This is a genomic window from Streptomyces sp. NPDC058751, from assembly GCF_042746485.1.
Lineage (GTDB): Bacteria > Actinomycetota > Actinomycetes > Streptomycetales > Streptomycetaceae > Streptomyces.
The window spans coordinates 80,686-96,749 of sequence record NZ_JBHYPZ010000014.1 but is presented as its reverse complement, the minus strand read 5'-3'; the positions used below and the strand labels follow the sequence as shown (position 1 = coordinate 96,749).

General features: G+C 67.7%; 13 protein-coding genes and 3 pseudogenes. 8 read left to right on the top strand and 8 right to left on the bottom strand.

Annotated features, from left to right (window positions below; all coding sequences use genetic code 11):
• Window positions 1-8 precede the first annotated feature (8 nt).
• Window positions 9-1,286: an MFS transporter gene (locus ACFW6B_RS15770; RefSeq protein WP_386596147.1), complete on the top strand. Its 1,278-nt coding sequence runs from the start codon at window positions 9-11 to the stop codon at window positions 1,284-1,286.
• 350 nt (window positions 1,287-1,636) lie between these two features.
• On the top strand, window positions 1,637-2,050 hold the full coding sequence (locus ACFW6B_RS15765; RefSeq protein ID WP_386596145.1) for a VOC family protein: 414 nt from the start codon (window positions 1,637-1,639) through the stop codon (window positions 2,048-2,050).
• Between the two features lie 186 nt (window positions 2,051-2,236).
• Here the strand turns inward: ACFW6B_RS15765 and ACFW6B_RS15760 are convergent, their stop codons facing one another.
• From ACFW6B_RS15760 to ACFW6B_RS15750, 3 genes are all read right to left on the bottom strand, one after another.
• Window positions 2,237-3,109, bottom strand: a complete 873-nt coding sequence (locus tag ACFW6B_RS15760; protein ID WP_386596143.1) for an NAD(P)H-binding protein — start codon at window positions 3,107-3,109, stop codon at window positions 2,237-2,239.
• 100 nt (window positions 3,110-3,209) lie between these two features.
• A complete protein-coding gene (locus ACFW6B_RS15755) occupies window positions 3,210-3,671 on the bottom strand; it encodes a hypothetical protein (protein ID WP_386596141.1) in 462 nt (153 codons plus the stop codon).
• A 260-nt stretch (window positions 3,672-3,931) separates the two neighbouring features.
• Window positions 3,932-4,315, bottom strand: coding sequence for a hypothetical protein (locus ACFW6B_RS15750; protein WP_386596139.1), 384 nt, complete (start codon window positions 4,313-4,315; stop codon window positions 3,932-3,934).
• Between the two features lie 77 nt (window positions 4,316-4,392).
• On the opposite strand from ACFW6B_RS15750, the pseudogene ACFW6B_RS15745 reads away from it, so the two are divergent.
• Window positions 4,393-4,497 (top strand): annotated as a pseudogene (locus tag ACFW6B_RS15745) (IS5/IS1182 family transposase); the annotation flags it as partial.
• 51 nt (window positions 4,498-4,548) lie between these two features.
• On the opposite strand, the gene ACFW6B_RS15740 reads toward ACFW6B_RS15745, so the two are convergent.
• Complete coding sequence (locus ACFW6B_RS15740) at window positions 4,549-5,088, bottom strand: NUDIX hydrolase (RefSeq protein WP_386596136.1); 540 nt, start codon at window positions 5,086-5,088, stop codon at window positions 4,549-4,551.
• Between the two features lie 4 nt (window positions 5,089-5,092).
• Between ACFW6B_RS15740 and ACFW6B_RS15735 the strand changes: the two genes are divergently transcribed.
• Entirely contained in the window at window positions 5,093-5,236 is a 144-nt protein-coding gene (locus tag ACFW6B_RS15735) for a hypothetical protein (RefSeq protein ID WP_386596134.1), read from the top strand.
• 43 nt (window positions 5,237-5,279) lie between these two features.
• Window positions 5,280-5,495: pseudogene (locus ACFW6B_RS15730) on the top strand (transposase); the annotation flags it as partial.
• Window positions 5,496-5,799: 304 nt separating this feature from the next.
• Here the strand turns inward: ACFW6B_RS15730 and ACFW6B_RS15725 are convergent.
• The 3 genes and pseudogenes from ACFW6B_RS15725 to ACFW6B_RS15715 form a co-directional block, all read right to left on the bottom strand.
• Window positions 5,800-6,192, bottom strand: a complete 393-nt coding sequence (locus ACFW6B_RS15725) for a hypothetical protein (RefSeq protein WP_386596132.1) — start codon at window positions 6,190-6,192, stop codon at window positions 5,800-5,802.
• Between the two features lie 14 nt (window positions 6,193-6,206).
• Window positions 6,207-7,358 carry an FHA domain-containing protein gene (locus tag ACFW6B_RS15720; protein WP_386596257.1) on the bottom strand — a complete coding sequence of 384 codons (1,152 nt, stop codon included), beginning with the start codon at window positions 7,356-7,358 and terminating at the stop codon, window positions 6,207-6,209.
• Window positions 7,353-7,571: pseudogene (locus ACFW6B_RS15715) on the bottom strand (transposase); the annotation flags it as partial. The gene ACFW6B_RS15720 and the pseudogene ACFW6B_RS15715, both read right to left, overlap by 6 nt.
• A gap of 533 nt (window positions 7,572-8,104) precedes the next feature.
• Between ACFW6B_RS15715 and ACFW6B_RS15710 the strand changes: the two are divergent.
• The 3 genes from ACFW6B_RS15710 to ACFW6B_RS15700 all read left to right on the top strand — a co-directional run bounded on the left by ACFW6B_RS15710 (window position 8,105) and on the right by ACFW6B_RS15700 (window position 14,761).
• Window positions 8,105-8,467 (top strand): hypothetical protein, encoded by a 363-nt coding sequence (locus ACFW6B_RS15710; RefSeq protein WP_386596130.1) that lies wholly within the window; start codon window positions 8,105-8,107, stop codon window positions 8,465-8,467.
• Between the two features lie 256 nt (window positions 8,468-8,723).
• Window positions 8,724-10,091 (top strand): esterase/lipase family protein, encoded by a 1,368-nt coding sequence (locus ACFW6B_RS15705; RefSeq protein WP_386596128.1) that lies wholly within the window; start codon window positions 8,724-8,726, stop codon window positions 10,089-10,091.
• Window positions 10,088-14,761: a hypothetical protein gene (locus ACFW6B_RS15700; RefSeq protein ID WP_386596126.1), complete on the top strand. Its 4,674-nt coding sequence runs from the start codon at window positions 10,088-10,090 to the stop codon at window positions 14,759-14,761. The genes ACFW6B_RS15705 and ACFW6B_RS15700 overlap by 4 nt, the downstream gene beginning before the upstream one ends.
• 472 nt (window positions 14,762-15,233) lie before the next feature.
• Here ACFW6B_RS15700 and ACFW6B_RS15695 read toward each other — a convergent pair whose 3' ends face one another.
• Window positions 15,234-15,971, bottom strand: a complete 738-nt coding sequence (locus ACFW6B_RS15695) for a phosphotransferase (protein WP_386596124.1) — start codon at window positions 15,969-15,971, stop codon at window positions 15,234-15,236.
• Between the last annotated feature and the right edge of the window lie 93 nt (window positions 15,972-16,064).

Here is a 16,064-nt window from a genome sequence, read left to right as displayed (position 1 = left end):
CCCACCCCTTGAATTCCCTGCACGGTCCCGGCCTGTTCCGGAACCGGGACTTCTCGCTGCTGCTGAGCGGCCAACTGGTCTCCGCCATCGGCGACCAGGCTCATTTCATGGCCCTGCCGCTGATCGTGCTGGCCCTCACCGGGTCGGCCGCCCAAGCCGGGTTCGTACTCGGCCTCGGCACCCTTTCCTTCCTGGTGTTCGGCCTGATCGCCGGCGCCCTGGCCGACCGGTGGGACCGCAAGGCCACCATGATCTGGTGTGAACTCGGCCGGGCCGTACTCACCGCCGGCGTCGCCGTCGCACTGTGGCTGGACAGGCTCACCATGCCCCAGCTGTACACGACAGCGGTACTTGCCGGGATCCTGACCACGCTCTTCCAGGCGGCGAACACAGCCGCGCTGCCCAACGTGGTCGATCCGCGACAACTGTCCACCGCGCTCGGCTACTCACAGTCCGCCGCCGGCGCGGTGGGCGTCTTCGGGGCCCCACTCGCCGGCGCCCTCTACGCCGTCGGCCGGACCGTGCCGTTCGCCGTCAACGCGCTCTCCTTCGCGGTGTCCGCGGCGTCACTGCGTCTGATGCGTGCCCGCTTCCAAGCAGACCGGCAGGACGTTCGGACGACACCCCGCCTCACCACCGAGATCCGCGAGGGGCTCGGCTGGCTCTGGCGCCAGCCGGTCATCCGCTTCCTCACCTTGGTCTCGGCCGCGGACAAGGTGCGTTACGGCGCCGGCTACCTGCTGATCATCACCCTCGCCCAGCAGGTGGGCGCCTCTCCGCTGTGGATCGGCGTCATCTTCAGCGGCGCGGCGGTCGGCGCCATGGCGGGGGCGCTGGTCTCGGGCAGGGCCACGCGCCGCTTTCCGCTGGGTCGGATCGCCGTGGTGATGCTGTGGCTGGAGGCACTGATGTTCCCGCTGTACGCTCTCGCGCCCAACCCGCTGGTGCTGGCAGTGGTCGCGGCCGCGGAGTCGTTGGTGGCTCCGGTCTACACGGTGGCCATGACCACGCACCAACTGGCCATCACCCCCGACGGGCTCCGGGGCCGGGCGACGAGCGCGGTCTCCACGCTCACCACGGGATCCCTGTCGATCGGCACGCTCGCAGGCGGCGCGCTGATCACCATGCTGGGCGCCGAACCGCTGGTCTGGCTCTGCGGAGCATGGCTCCTCACCCTGGCCCTGCTCACCACGGCCAACCGGGCCGTGCGGCAGGCCCCGCCAGCAGGCACGCTTCCACGGCAACACACCACCAGCACGGCCGAAACCGCCGACACACCCGGCTGACACCCAAGGCCGCGACCACCGCTGACCGTCAATGAGCAAAAGGACACCAACGACTCAGCGGCGGCCGCCGGCCACATCACCGGCCCACTCTTCCACCGACACCGGCGACACCCCGGGGTCCGTCTTCAAACGGATCCCGCCCGCAGCGGATCGGAGTGTCGACACCGTCCCTGGCATCCCGGCTGCCGCCGGGTGCCGCCCTTCGTGCGGCACGACCGCAGCGATGACATCGAGCGTCCCCCGGAGACCGACGGTCCGCCTCTGCCTCTGCCTCTGCCTCTGCCAAGCGAACTCACCAGCCGCGACGGCATTGTCATCGCGCTTGTTCGGTCTTGTGGCAAGATCGCGGGATGCTACGACTAACCGACTTCATCATCGACTGCCCGGACACGATGAAGCTGGCAGCCTTCTACTCCGAGGTGACGGGACTCCCGGTCAAGGAGAGCAGCAACGAGAACTGGGCCGGCATCCAGTTCGGCGAGATCGAACTGGCCTTCATCCAGGTGGAGGACTACCGCGCCCCACGGTGGCCCGACAGCGAGCACCCCAAGCAGTTCCACCTCGACTTCGAAGTCGACGACATCGAGGCCGAACAGCACCGTGTCCTGGCCCTCGGCGCGACCCTGCAACGGGACTGCACCGGCCCCGACGGCTACGGTTTCCGCGTCTACACCGACCCCATCGGCCACCCCTTCTGCCTCTGCCGCAACAAGGGTGTCATCTGGACCGATCACGGCCCCACCTGGCCCGAGCGCGACCAGTAGACCGTGTTTCGAGGCAGGCGGAGCAATTCGTCGACGGCGGTGATGTGGACGGTGGCCGGGTAGCGGACGGCGGGCCTGTCGAACCGGGGGCTGCCGCCCGGTTGCGTCCGAGGCGGCTGATGCCGCACTCCACGGCATGCCGGCCACGGCAGTCGACGATCGTCCCCTCGGCGGTGTCCGGCCCTCTCACCGGTGTGCCGACAGGACGTCATGGAGAGCAAGAGGAGAGCGGCCGGTCAGCCGGGTGTAGTCGTCCCTGACCCGATCCCAGCGCTGTTCGCGCACAGAGGCGAACATCGACGAAAAGGCGTAGAGCCACCAGGGATCCAGGCCGGTCGCCGCCGTCTCGGCACAGTACGTGTCGACCGGGACGTCCACGTAGGCGACGGGCGTCTCCCACGCCTTCGCGGTGATCGAGGCGATGCCCGCCAGGTCCACCGACTCGGGCCCCGTGATGTCATGGTGACGGCCCGTCGGCCCACCCACCGCGAGTGCGGCGAGGGCGCGGGCCACGTCGTCGCGCGCCACCAGGGAGACCCGGCCATCCGCTGCCGGAAGCCTCAGCAGCCCGGTCGCACGCGCCTTCGTGAGCCAGCCCTGGAAGAACTCGATGTACAGCGAAGCCCTGGCGAACGAGCACGGGACGCCGGAAGCCAGAAACAGATCCTCGGTGAGCCGGTTGACCACGGCGTAGCAGAACGGGGATGCCGTGTCGGCGTCGACGCTGCTCAGCGCCGCGACGTGGCCGACGCGCTCAGCGGCCACGGCGGCGGCGACGTTGCGATGGTGCAGCAGCACCTGTGCGTCGGGCCCGTCGCTGGAGACGAAGACCAGGGTGTCCACGCCCTTCAACGCCGCGCGCAGAGCGGGCTGATCGGCGTAGTCGGCAACGGCGACCTCCACCTGCGGCGGAAACGTCCCGGCAGGCAGCCTCCGCCTGGTCATCGCTACGACGTCCACGTCAGCCCGGTCCGCGAGCAACCGCACCACTCGTCCGCCCAGACCGCCCGCCGCTCCCGTCACCGCGATGCGCATCGTCGCCCCCTGTCGCCTTGTCACCAGCCGTACAACCGTGGACAGTCAAGTGTGACAGCGGCTCAGAAAAGGCGAGACAGGCGGGTCTGTCGAACGAGTGGTGGACTGCGGTGGTCGAGGGTTACTACACCCGCTCTCGGTACACCCTGATCCCGGTCGGCTCGAGTCCGTGGATCGCTGTCCAGGCCGCCCGCTCGGTCAGCTCTTGGGCCCACGCTTCGAGATCGTCTCCGGCGTCGTGGAAGAACCACGAGTCAAAGCTTCCCAGCGCCTCAAGAGCGGGCGTGAGTCCGTATCGAAGCTCGCAGTGGACCTGCACGTAGTGGTCGTGATCACCATCGCTGTCGGAGACCTCGAACTGCCGGACGAGGTCGAGTGTGAACATCGGAGGACCGTCGAACGCGTGGATGCCGTACTGGAACAGAAGACCGTCGGCATCCGGTGTGTCCGGGACGTGGAACCGTCGTCGGCCGAAACGGAGGAAGGCGAGCCAGAGGTCTTCCGTGACCGGAGCAGCAGGTGGCCGGGGCCCGAGCTCGCCCTCGAGCAGTCCAACGGCCTCGTCCATCGACGGTCTCGGCGTCATGCCCGCCCTCCTCGTCCGACACGCTCAGGCCGAGCGTGCTCAACCCGGTGAACCTTAACTGCACGACTTCGGGCTCGTCCTGCACGGCCGGCGAGCATTCACCAAGCCCGGCCCCGCGACCTCACCGCGAACCTACAGGCGTACTCCTGCCCCCAGGAGGTGTCCGGCGGACCAGCCGGATCCGAGGCCGGACACCGGCCGTGACCGGTCCTCGTCCGCGTAGCCCGTCCGTTGCCGGCAGTCGCCGTCGGTGGCGGCGGTCAGAGGAAGAGCAGTGGTACGTCCTTCTCGACGCAGAGACGCAGAACGGTAGCCAGCCGGCGGCCTTTCTCGGTGTGCTCGTGAAGGAGCGTGCCGTCACCGTCCTTCGCCCATTGATCGATGACGGTCTCCAGGCGGGGCAGGATCGCGGCGCAATCGGCGGGCGAGAGGTCGTCACCGCCGACGTCCGGGTGGTCGAGCAGGGGCTCCAGCACGGTGGACACCTCGCTCCACGGCAGCTCGCCGCCGAAGCCCCGCATCCCGGAGAGGGTCAACCCCTCGGCCCGAGCCAGGCGCCGCCGGAAGGCGGCAAAGCCGCCGTAGGACCAGGAGACATCAGGACTGGTCGTATCTCCGTCGCCCGGGAAAAGAATCAGCCCCATACGCCCTCCCCGCTCTGTGTGTTGAGCACACAGGATCGACGGGGTGGGGCGGGACCGGCAACTGAAATGGTCTTCGTGTGGCTGCTGTGATCACTGCGTCGGAGCCGTCTTGGACAGCCCCGCCCACCGGGCCGAGCCCGCAGCGGTTCGGCAGGCTGGCCACCGTAATGCGGCGCGAGGGAACGGTCCCCAGCTGACGCAGTCAGCCGAGGAGGAAGCTCCTGAGCTTCCGGTCAGCTCCCGCCGACGAACCCGTTCGAGACGAAACCGAGGTCGACGGGCGTCGCCGGTGCACCGTCTTTCCCCACGTCGGCGAGCAGTTCGGGCAGCTGCGGCGGCCACAACGGCTCACGACCACCGACCAGATCAGCCGGTGACCACCATCGCCACCGCAGGATCTTGTCCGCGACATGCGCAGCAACAAGGTCGCCGACCGGATCCCGGCGGGGGCCATGCGCGAGGAAGATGTGCTCGTGCTGGCGAACCGGCACTCCAGCCCTGGTGAAGTCGTGTTCCCAAAGGCACAGCAAGGTGCCGTCGATCTCGATGTCAGCCCATCCGGTCTCCTCGCGCAGCTCGCGCTCAGCGGCCTGCAGCGGCGATTCATCCGGATCCAGCCCACCACCGGGCATCGCCCAGTGGACGCCGACTTCCTCGTTGTCATACCGGAACAGGAAGACCGATCCCGCCGGGTCCAAAACCGCGACTCTGGCTGCTTGTCTGGGTATCCGCATCGGGCCAGCCTGCCAGCGCCGAACACCACTGTCGATCACGCCTATGGTCGATCAACCAGAGAGTTCCCCAGCCCTGGCCCGCCATCCCCCCATCCGCCCAGCCGAGACCATCGAGGCCCACCGCACCTTCCTCGCCCACCGCAGGGTCACCCGGCTCAGCATGACCGAAGGAAATGTGATGCTCTAGAAGGCCCTAACAGAAGCTGTTGGTCATGTGACCTTCGGCTGGGGTGGCCGCTGGTCCGGCCGTGGGAACACGTCAGTCGCGGCCGTGGATCGTGTCGGATGAACCGTGGTCGCTGATCGAGCCGTTGCTGCCCGAACCGGCACCGAAGCTGGCCGAGGGCAGGCCGCGGGTCCCGGACCGGCAGGCTCTGTGCGGGATCCTGTTCGTGCTGCACACCGGCATCCAGCGGGAGTACCTGCCCCAGGAACTGGGCTTCGGCTCGGGCATGACCTGCCGGCGACGTCTGGCCGCGTGGAACGAGACCGGCGTCTGGGACGAACCCCACCTGGTGCTGCTGAGGAAGCTGCGGGCCGCGAAGAAGCTGGACCAGTCACGGGCTGTGACCGACTCCTCACCACGTGCGGGCCGCCCGGCGCGGCCCGGAAGCGGACCCAGCCCGGTCGACTTTTGGTGGTGTACGGATGCTGATCCCTGCGGTGATGGGCTGGGGCCGGGTCTTGTCGGACCCGGGTGGCCCGTGTCCGGCATCCGGGGTCGAAGCCCTCTCCGTCAGCCCCCTCCCATCAACCTGCGATCGCCCGCAGGATCGGCTGGCCGAGTGCGCCGAGCCAGCCCGCGAGCGCTCCGAGCGGCCCGATCAGCCCGGTGCCGGCCGTGGCCAGCGCACCCGCCGAGGACAGCAGCCGGGTGATCCGGCCGAGCCGGCCCGCCACTGTCTCCCGGTCCGGTTCCGGCCGGGCGACCTCCTCGTCCAGCGAGTCCAGCTCGGCCCGTACCTCGGGCTCGATCGCCGGCGGCAGCGCCGTCCGCTCGATCGACTCCCTCAGTTCCCGGACCAGGCCGCGCACCTCCTGCCCGCCCGCCGTGAAGGCGGCCGACTGGCCACCGTGAACGGTCTGGTTCCCGGCGACGTTGTTGACCACGCCGCCCTGCTGGTTGCCGATGTTGAAGGCCATGGCTCCCCGTCTCCTCAGCGCTGCCGCCAGGACGCCTGCCGCTCGGCGTCCTCGAAGCGGCGGCGCCGGGACGTCGTCACGATGTGCAGAACGATCCCGATGACCGTCAGAACCGTCCCGACAGCCGCCATCGCGAACCCGACCGCCCCTGCCGGCACCCCGGCCACCTTCGGTCCGAGCAGTTCCGGGGAGGAGCCGAAGTCCGAAGTCCCCGACGAAATATCGTCGTTAGTCCTGATAATGAATCGAATGATCACCCAGCCGAAGATGCCGCCCCCGACCAGATAAAACAGAAAACCGAGCATGATCAGGTGTCGCGCCCTGGTGCGGGTCGCGGCGATCTCCTTGAAAAAGCTCTCGCGCTGCGCCTGCTGAACGTAGTTGTACTGGTCCCCGGCGACATTGCTCAGCCGGTCGGCCTGCTGCTCCCCGATGTCGAACCGCCGCTCGCCGCCGGGCGGCGTACGGCCGGCCCCGCGCGGTGGCGGGCGACCCGGAGGGCCGGAGGGCGGCGGCCCTGCGGCGGGAGCGCCGTGAGGCGTGGGCCCGTGCCCGGGGGCGGGGCCCCAGCCCGGCATGGTGTCCGAGGTACCGCCCGGGGGGCCGCCGGCTCCGGGTTTGGGGGTCTGAACGGTCCGGGCGGCGGAGCGCAGCTCTTCGTAATGCACCTCTAAGGGCCCGAAATCCAGCACGTCGCCCGAGTGCAGCACCTGCTGCCCGTGCACCAGGTGGCCGTTCAGCATGGTGCCGTTGGTAGAGGCGAGATCCTCGACGGTGGTCCGGCCCGAGGCCCGCCACACCACCGCGTGCCGTCGGCTGACGCCCGGATCACCCACCTGGATCTGGCAGTCGGAGTCCCGACCGACCAGCATCGGCTGGTCGTCGAGGACGAAGACCCGGCCGCGCAGCCGGTCCGGGCGGTCGACCACGAGGTGCGGTAGGTCGCGCTCTCGCAGAGGCTGGTCCATGGCACGACCTCCTGCCTTGGCGAAGCGTCCAGCGTCGGGCGACACGATTCGGTCGCCCGTTCCGGTGATCCTCACCTTCCAGTAAAGGCCGATCGGCCCCGTCCTGCCACAGCGTCCCGGCCGACCGGCACTCGGCAGTGCGTTCGGCCGCCGTCCCCTCGCTCCGCGGCCCTCCGATCCCGACGGGCCGGTCTCCAGCTCACGGATCCGCCGCCGTGCTGTAGGCAGTTCCGCGGACTCCTCCGAGACCCTGCCAGGACGCCGGCCGTTGTCGATGTCGTCCTGGCGCAACCACTTCGACAACGTGACCGGATGGATGCCGAGGTCAACGGCGGTCTGCTTCTGCTCTTTTCCTGCCTGCACCAACGCGACGGCGCGGGCGCGGAACTCAGCGGGGTAAGCGCGGGGCATGTCCGGCAGCCTTTCGTGAAGGCCGTCAATTAGCCAGCAGAACTGGAACCTGAGAGGTGGGGCAGGTCAAGATGTCACCCGATCGTGCGGCAGATCCCCGCCGGGGTGCCACTCCATGCCGAGACTTTTCTCGCCAGCCCAAAGGCACCACGATCCTCCGGCTTGGCTTGAGGTGCGAGATGGCCGCTATGTGAACATAATAAGGAAAGGCGTCTGGAATCCGGAGATGCCAGCCCGGGCCGAGGCGTCCAATCCCGTCCGGAGCGATGACGGGCGACCCGCGGGTCTACAAGCGACTCGGCCGCCTCACCACATAGGGCGCCGCCAAAAGCACCCTCCGCGGATGGCCTGCCGCCCTGGGCCTGGGGTACGGAAACAGGCAATCCCCGGACCTTTATTCTTGGCCGCCCTCGTGAACGGCCATACATTGCGGAGCGCTCCCTGCACGATGCTGAAAGAGCAGCGTCTCGCTGACATCATTCACGCCGCAAACCTCCCCCAGCGAGCGGCGCCAGTCGCAAGAGGGGAACCTGATGACGAACGTCAAATTCTCAGATGTATTCGCCCAGTTCCTCGAACAGGCGGAGGAGCCGATCGTACTCCGAGTCGACGGTGAGAAGATCTTCGAGGACAGGGTCGAAAGCAACGAGACCGCCGCGATAGAGCCGAAGGTGCCGATTCAGACGACTCTGACGATCGAGCTGGGCACCGAGGACCCGTTCCAGCCCTTCCTTTATCAGAAGCTGGACCCCGGTGGGAACTTCGTGGTCGAGGAACTCGAAGCCTTGGAAATTGGCATCACCCACGATAGCCCTAACTTCCAAGACGCACTCTTCCGCAGCAAGATCCCACACCACCACGGAAAATTCACACTCAGCTACAGGTTGCCGAGCTGAACCCAGCATGCCCGTCGCGGGCCTGCCGACCAGCTTCAACGCCCCCCACACAGCCGGCGATCATGAGTATGAGACGGGGTGACCTGACGGATGCCGTATGACAGGCCGCGGACTCCGCAAAACCCGGCGGGGCTCGCTTCGCATCACTGTGCACCTATGCGCTGGTCCATGCTCCCGTGCCTCTGAACGGACCGCCGCAGTCATTGCGCCGTGTGTGAAATGTGCCTTTCAATGGCCGAGAGGGGCGCAGGGGGACGTGGTGAACGACGCGGGAACCATGAAGATCAGAGACGCGGTCCTGGTCGTACCAGGAATCATGGGCAGTGAACTGATCGACGACGAAAGCGGCGCGATGCTGTGGGGGCTGAGGGATCCGCGCTGGTACGTATCCACCTGGACGACCGGACGCGGGCTTCGTCGGCTCGCTTTGACCGATGATGAACTGTCCGGCAGGACCGGCCGCGTCCGGCCCGGCAAATTGTTGAGCGCACCTGCGTACGCACCAGTGCTGCGCGGGGCCGAACCGTACACGGCCCTGGTGCGAAAGCTTCAGGCAGCCTGCGTTCATCCGTGCGCGGTCGCGGAATTCCCGTACGACTGGAGGCTTCCGGTACGCCACACCGCACAACTCCTCGCAGATGCGGCCGAACGCCATCTTCGCTCCTGGCGCAAGTTCGGCGAGGGACACAGTGACGCAAAGCTGATCATCGTCGCGCACTCGATGGGCGGCCTGCTCGCCCGGCACTTCGTCGAAGACCTCGGCGGGGCAGCCGAAGTCCGGAAGCTGACCACTTTCGGCACTCCGTACTTCGGCGCGGTCAAGGCGGCCGTCATCCTCAACCTCGGCCGGGGCGCACCGGTTCCGCTGCCGAGGAAGCACCTGCGTACGCTGGCGGCGACACTCCCCGGAGTGTACGACCTGCTGCCCCGCTATCGCTGTGTCGATGAGGACGGCGGGCCCCGTCTCTTCACCGAAGCCGACACCGTGGCGATCGGCGGGAATGCGGACCTGGCGGCTTTGAGTCTGGGACACCGCTGGTCGGACACGCCACCCCCGCAGCTCCGGACCGTCGTCGGGCTCAACCAGCCGACGGCTCAGAGCATGACGATCGAAGCGGGCAAGGTGAATCCGAAGAACTTCCTGCGCAAGGCCGACGGCGGCTGCGAGGACCACAGTGGTGACGGCACCGTCTTCCGCCTCTCCGCGACCGGGTTCGCCGATCGCCCCGGTTACCTCTCCCAGCAGCACGCGGCCCTCGCCAAGGCACCGGAGAGCCTGGACCTGGCCCACGCCATCCTCACCGAGCAAGCCCTCGGTCCAGCACTGGGGGCGCAGGGCATCGGCGTCGACGCCCCGGACCTCGTTGCGGTGGGGCAGTCGTTCACCGTGCGTGTGGTCGGAAGCGGGGATGCCGCCGGCCTCGGTTGCCGCATCCTTTCGGCTGAGAGTCACGAGCAGGTCGCACGTCCGGTCTTCCGACGGCAGGGTGCAGAGATCACGGCCCGGGCTCTCATATCGACCCCGGGCGTCTACCGGATCGATGTGAAACAGACCGGCGCCTCTCCTGTGAGCTGCCTTCTGATGGCCGCACCCGGCGATGAGCTGAGCCTCTGGGAGGAATGACGTCCGAACAACCCGTCTTCGACGTAGTCACCATGCCCATCGGCGTGTACGACCACTTCGACGATGTCCAGGGGGCGGCCACGTGTGCCGAGCGTGCCGCAGAGCTTCTCGCAGAGCTCGGTGGTCGGCACGTGCCCTGGTTCGGACGGCCTGAGCGGGTGACCCGGACCGAGGCCACGGCGCGTCTGGGTGCTTGGGCATCACCGCCCGCTCCACGCAGTTCGGCCCTGCTGTGGATGGGCCACGGTCACTCCGACGGTGATGCCGCCGCCCTTGCCTACGCCGAGACACCCGGCGCCTGGACCGATGCGGAAACACCCCTGGACCTGGCACGGCGGATCAGAGCCGAATGGACCCACCGTGCGCAGGCGCCTGGGAACTGGGCGATGGTCGTCATCGAGTCATGTGACGCGCCCGCCTTCGTGAACGGCCTCATGTCCGCGGTGCACGGCTTCCCTTCTGACGCCGTCCCCGGTGAACTGGTTCTGGTCGCCGCGGGGAGTGAGGGCACCACACACCTGGGCGCCTTCAACGAAGCCCTCACCGCGACGGTGGCCTCCCTGCGGATGGACGGGCCGGAATTCGAAGTCAGCGAACTGGTCCGCCGTCTCGACAACCGGCTGAGGCACAGCACTACGGGCGGCTTCGCCGTCCCCTACAAGGTGACTGCACGCCTACGCTTGCGCGATGCCCCCGCCACCGGCATCACAGCGACCGCCGACGACATAAAGCGGCTGCGGGAATTCCTCGCCGCCCGCCCTCAGGCACTGCGCCACTTCGACGACAAGGCACGCGGCGGTGACCTCAGCGAGCAGGCCTGGTTCTTCACCGGTCGCCACAGCGAGACCCGCGAGATCGCCGGGTGGCTGCGCGCGACGGACGCCGGGATGCTCGTGGTGACCGGACCGGCGGGCACGGGAAAGTCCGCACTGCTCGGCCACCTGGTCGTCCTGGCTGACGAGGAGTTCCGCGAACTTCTCGTGGAGGCAGGCCAGTTGGAGCAGCCGGACGACCTCGAACTCCCGCCCCCCGACTGCTTCGACGCGGTCGTTCACCTGGCGGGCCTGTCCGTGACCCACGTGATCGACCGACTGTGCGACGCGGCCGGCGTGCCCCACGGGGGCCGAGACGGGTTCACCATGGACACCCTGCGCGCCCATCTCGGTTCCCGTGGGGCACCTTTCACCGTTCTCGCCGACGCCCTGGACGAAGCCCGTGAACCCTCTGCCATCGCCTCCTCCGTACTGCGCCGTATCACGGACCTGCCCGGTTGCCGCGTCGTCGTCGGCACCAGGACTGCGGAACTCGGCCCCGGCAGCGGGACGCAACGCGACCTGCTCACCGCTCTGGGACCTACCGGCGACACGAAGGTGCTCACGGTCAAGCATGTTCCGAACGACCTCGGCCTGTACGTACGCCGCAGGCTGATCGCAGCGCGCACGACCGGAACGCCGGGCCTTTCCGACGCACTGATCGACGAGGTCGCCGCCCTCGCTCGCAGTGGCGGACAGAACTTCCTGTCCGCGCGCATCGCGGTCGCCGAAATCGTCGCCCGCCCCGAGTTGCTGCGCCCGGAGAAGGCTGACGAACTGCGCCGGCTCGCCGCCCAGCACCACGAGTCCACGTTCGCAGCGATCAGAACCCGGCTCGCGCACCGCCCGCTGGCACTGCTGCACGCGCTCGCCCTCGGACAAGGCCGGGGAATGCCCCGCTCGGGCGGGGTGTGGGCGACGGCGGCGACCGCACTCGCCGACCACGGCCCCGTCATCGAAAGCGCCGTGACGGAGCGCGACATCGACGACGTCCTGCACCAGGCAGGCGCGCTGATCATGCTGGACGCGGAGGACGGACAGACTGTCTACCGCCTCGCGCACCGCACCTTTCAAGAGCATTTCATCGGTGCGCACGCCAGTGCCCCTGCCGGAAACAGCCCGGATGCCCTGGTCACGGGTGCCTTGCTGGAACTGGCCGCGGAACAGGTCGCGCATCCCGAGCAGTTCGGAGAACTGACCCCTTACTTGGCAAGGCACTTGGCCGCCCATGTCTCCGTCGCGGGTGCTTGGTCCGAACTCGCGGGCACAGAGGCTCTGCTGGACCGTCTCGACCCCGCCGCGGTGCGGGATCAGGCACTGCGTGATGCGTTCGGCCGCCGGGAACTGCCGCCTCCGGTCGTCGGAGTCCTTTCTGCCTGGCGTGAATTGGCCGCCCTCCCGCCTGCCGACCGCTCCATCCCTCGCGCTCTGGCCACCACGCGGGCCACAGGCCGTCCCACGACAGGACAGAGCGAGGACGGACTCTGGAAACTGACGTGGGCGCGGATGCCGAAGGTGGCGCTGAGTGTCAGCCTCGGCAGCGACGTCAGAGGCGTCACCTCGGTCGATCTCCCCGATCATGGCTCCGCGCTGGCGAGCCTCGGCAATGACGGTGCGGTCCAATTCTGGAGCAGCGTTTCCAGCGCTGAGCCGATCGCCGCCCCGCTGAGCGGCCAAAGACCTGAGTACGGCACTACCTCGCTGACCTCATTCACCTTGCCAGGCGGCCGCCCCGTGCTCGTCCGCTTGGACGGACAGGCGGGGGTGCAGGTGTGGGACATGCGGAACTGGCAGCCGTTCGGCCGCACCGGTACAGGACTGACCATCACGTTGCCAGGCGGCGAGCAGGCCGCGGTGTGCCACACCGGTCTCGGGACCATCTACTTCGCCTTCCCCCACACCAGAGTCCTCCCTGACCTGTCGGACCACTTGGCCGACCCCGGTCTCGCCCGGATGTTGTACGCCTTGGCGGTGCTTCCGGGCCCCGACGGTGAGTTGCTGCTCGTCCAGGACAGCAGTGGAAGTCTGTGGCTGTGGCGCCACGACAACACACGTGTGGCAGGACCATATCCGACGACGACTTTCGGCCGTGAGGTCTCACTGCGTTTGAATGACGGACGGAATCTCCTCGCCGAGGTACAGCGGGGAGAGATCAGAATCTCCGCCCTCGTGAACGGTCGCAGCGCTCGGCCTCATTTCGAAGGAACAACTGGGACAGTGACCGCTCCGCAGTGGTGTCACGAAATCCCCGAGTGCGTGGCCGCGAAGCACGGGAACAAGCATGTTCTGCTACGCATGACAGACGGAAGGGCAATAGGGCGCCCGCTGCCCCCCGACAAAGTGAGGGGCGTCCTGCCGTACGGTGCCAAATATCTCGTCGTTCTTCGCGAGGACGCCCCCGAGACGTACACCGCCCGTCTGTGGAATCCTGTCACAGGCGATTTTGCCGGCGGTGGCACCCCGCTGGGACAGGACGTGACAAACTTCGACGACACCGTGGTTCTCGGTGTCAGCCCGGACTCACTGATCCTCGCCGTACGTCGCAAAGACGATCTTTGGCTGCACCGCCTGGACGCTGCGGCCGACGAAGCCGATCCCCCACGGCGGGTGGGCACCTGGCGATCGCGAAAGGTAACCGCGCACGCGCCGGTACGGCTGTCCGACGGCACGACCGCACTGGCCATATCGCACGAGCGCGCCTACGGCGCCGATGAGCACGACCGTATCGTCGAAGTGTGGGACACCGAAACCAACCAGCCGCTTAAAGCGCCATGGCGGAAACTGCGGTTCCGAGACGATATGAGCGTTGAAACCCTGATACCAGTAACGGACCGGACGGACCGCACCCTGCTGCTCGCCTGTCGCAAAAATTTCGACAAAGCGTCAGCAGAGGTATGGAATCTGAAGTCGGGGCGTCGACTGGGCCCGGACATCAAGGTTGGCGTCGACAACTACTACAGGGCCCACCCGATCTCGACCTACACCCTGAGCGGGCCAGAGGCCGAGACGGTCGCCTACCGCGTCGCCCCGGACGACACCTTGACCTCGCCGTGGACGGGTACGCCATGGAAAGTCCCAAGAGACGTCAACGGTTTCATTCGTGGACCCGATAAAACACTATACGCAGTGGCGATCAGTGGAGAATCCCTCGTCCTGCTCGACGCCCGCACCGGCGAGGAACGAAGTCGACTGGTACTGGGTCAAGAACTCCATAAGGTGACAGTCCTGGGTGCACGCCTCATGGTCGGCACGAGCGATGGACTCGTAGCATTGGACTTGACTCCGCCCGACACCGGATCCGGTCCGGTCCTGGAGGAGGTACCGGAGGAAGAATCCCCACGGATTTCGATCCGCTGGGGCCGGTGGTTCGCAAGACTCGGTTGGACAGTCATGGTGATATGCATGATGCTCCCGTTCATCACCTCACGCGGAGACAGCAGCAAGGCAGTCAGTAGGGACGCGATATCAGGCGCCAACCCCGTTTGTACCGGCTTGTACGAATGCCGGGCAGGGAAGGGTTCCGGTTTGCACAGTTTCCCGTACTTGGTGGAAAGGGAAGCACGTACAACCATCTACCGGGTGGCGCGCGATCGGCCCTACTTCAACACCGACTTGTCGGTGGAGAGTTCAAGCCCGTGTAGGTCCGGCACGGGGGTCCGCTACGTGATTGAATCTGCCGGCCGCCGTGTCACTGGTCGACTCGCGGTGGGCGCCAAACACACCATCGGCCCCTGGCCCCACGGCGACGGCGACCGCGTCTCCATCACATTCACCCTGGTCGGCCACGCCTGTGACGTGGTCTTTGTGGTCACCGATCCGCGCGTCCACCGCTGGCGCATTCCAAACCTGCTCAGCTGAGGAATCGAATCCGCAGGTGTTCTCGAACTGATCGAGGAGGCGGCGGCCTCCGTTTCCGCCGCTGTCGGCCGCTGCGGCCGGTCTCCAAGGGGGCGACCTCGAAAACCTCGACCCTGGTGCATGGGGTGCCTCGGCGATCCGTACGTGCAGCGTCTGTGACCGGCGCGTCCAGGGTGTGGAACTCCGCCAGGTCTGGATCTCACTGTGGACGTCGGGCGCTGATGTCCTGCCCTTGCTGGTCAACGCCTGTTCGACGGCCTGCGTCGAGGCGCTGCCCACACCGGCCGAAGGCTACGTCCAGACACCTCACACCGGCGGGCCGGCTGTCTGCCGGCCGCCGGCCGGCAGACAGCCTCGCTGACGCGGGGCGGCTGCCGAGGCGTTCGACGTTCACGGCGATGGCCGTGAGTACACGTGTTGCGGGTGGGTTCTCGGCTGTCCTCGGCAGCGGCGCACGAGGTGTGCTCGGTGGTCAACGCAGGGCGCTCTCCATGTCGACCCGGTGATCGGAGACCCACTGATACGCCTCCTGCACCTCCGTCACCGCCCCGGCATCGCGGAGACGGACCATCGCGGGGTCTCCGGAGTCCGCAGCGGCTTCGATGCCGCGCCAGCACCTGTCCTGCCACCACAGGATCACGGAAACGAGACCACTGCGTTCGGTCAGCCCGTAGCCGTCAGCGATCAGCCTCAACCGTCGCGCGGTTCGGGACGTGTCCCCGACGCCCGGCCCGAGTCCGAGATACTGCCAGCACACGTGGGCGACGTCATGAACGCGCTCGCCCGGCGCGGCCAGGTCCCAGTCGATGAAGGCCACCGGGCGCAAGACGCCGCCCACGGGCCGGTAGACGGTGTTCTTGGGCGAGAGGTCGTTGTGACACACGACCTCGTGCGATCCGGCCAGTTCGGTTCCTGACGTCACGTCGTGGAACTCCCGCACGAGCCGGGCGACCCGCACCAGACTTTCGTCGGAGCACACGGCCGCGGGTTGCCGCGGTTCCCAGGCCACGTGCCCTTCGAGGTAGGTGAGCACTTCACGCCCCTCCTCGTCGATGCCGCGGTAGCGCGGCGCGCCGGTCCATCCGCCGGCCTCGAACGTCTTCAGCAGGTGGCCGACGAACGCGGTCCTGGCCGACGCGGGACGGCGCACGGTGGACCCGACGCGCACAACGTGGTTGACCATCCCGCCGGGCAAGGACGACTCAGTCATTCCTCCATCGTGCGCGACCTTCACGTCGAACTCACCACCACCGGCAGATGAGCCGCCGGCCCACCGTGCGGGGTCCCGTCACGAGCCGGTCCG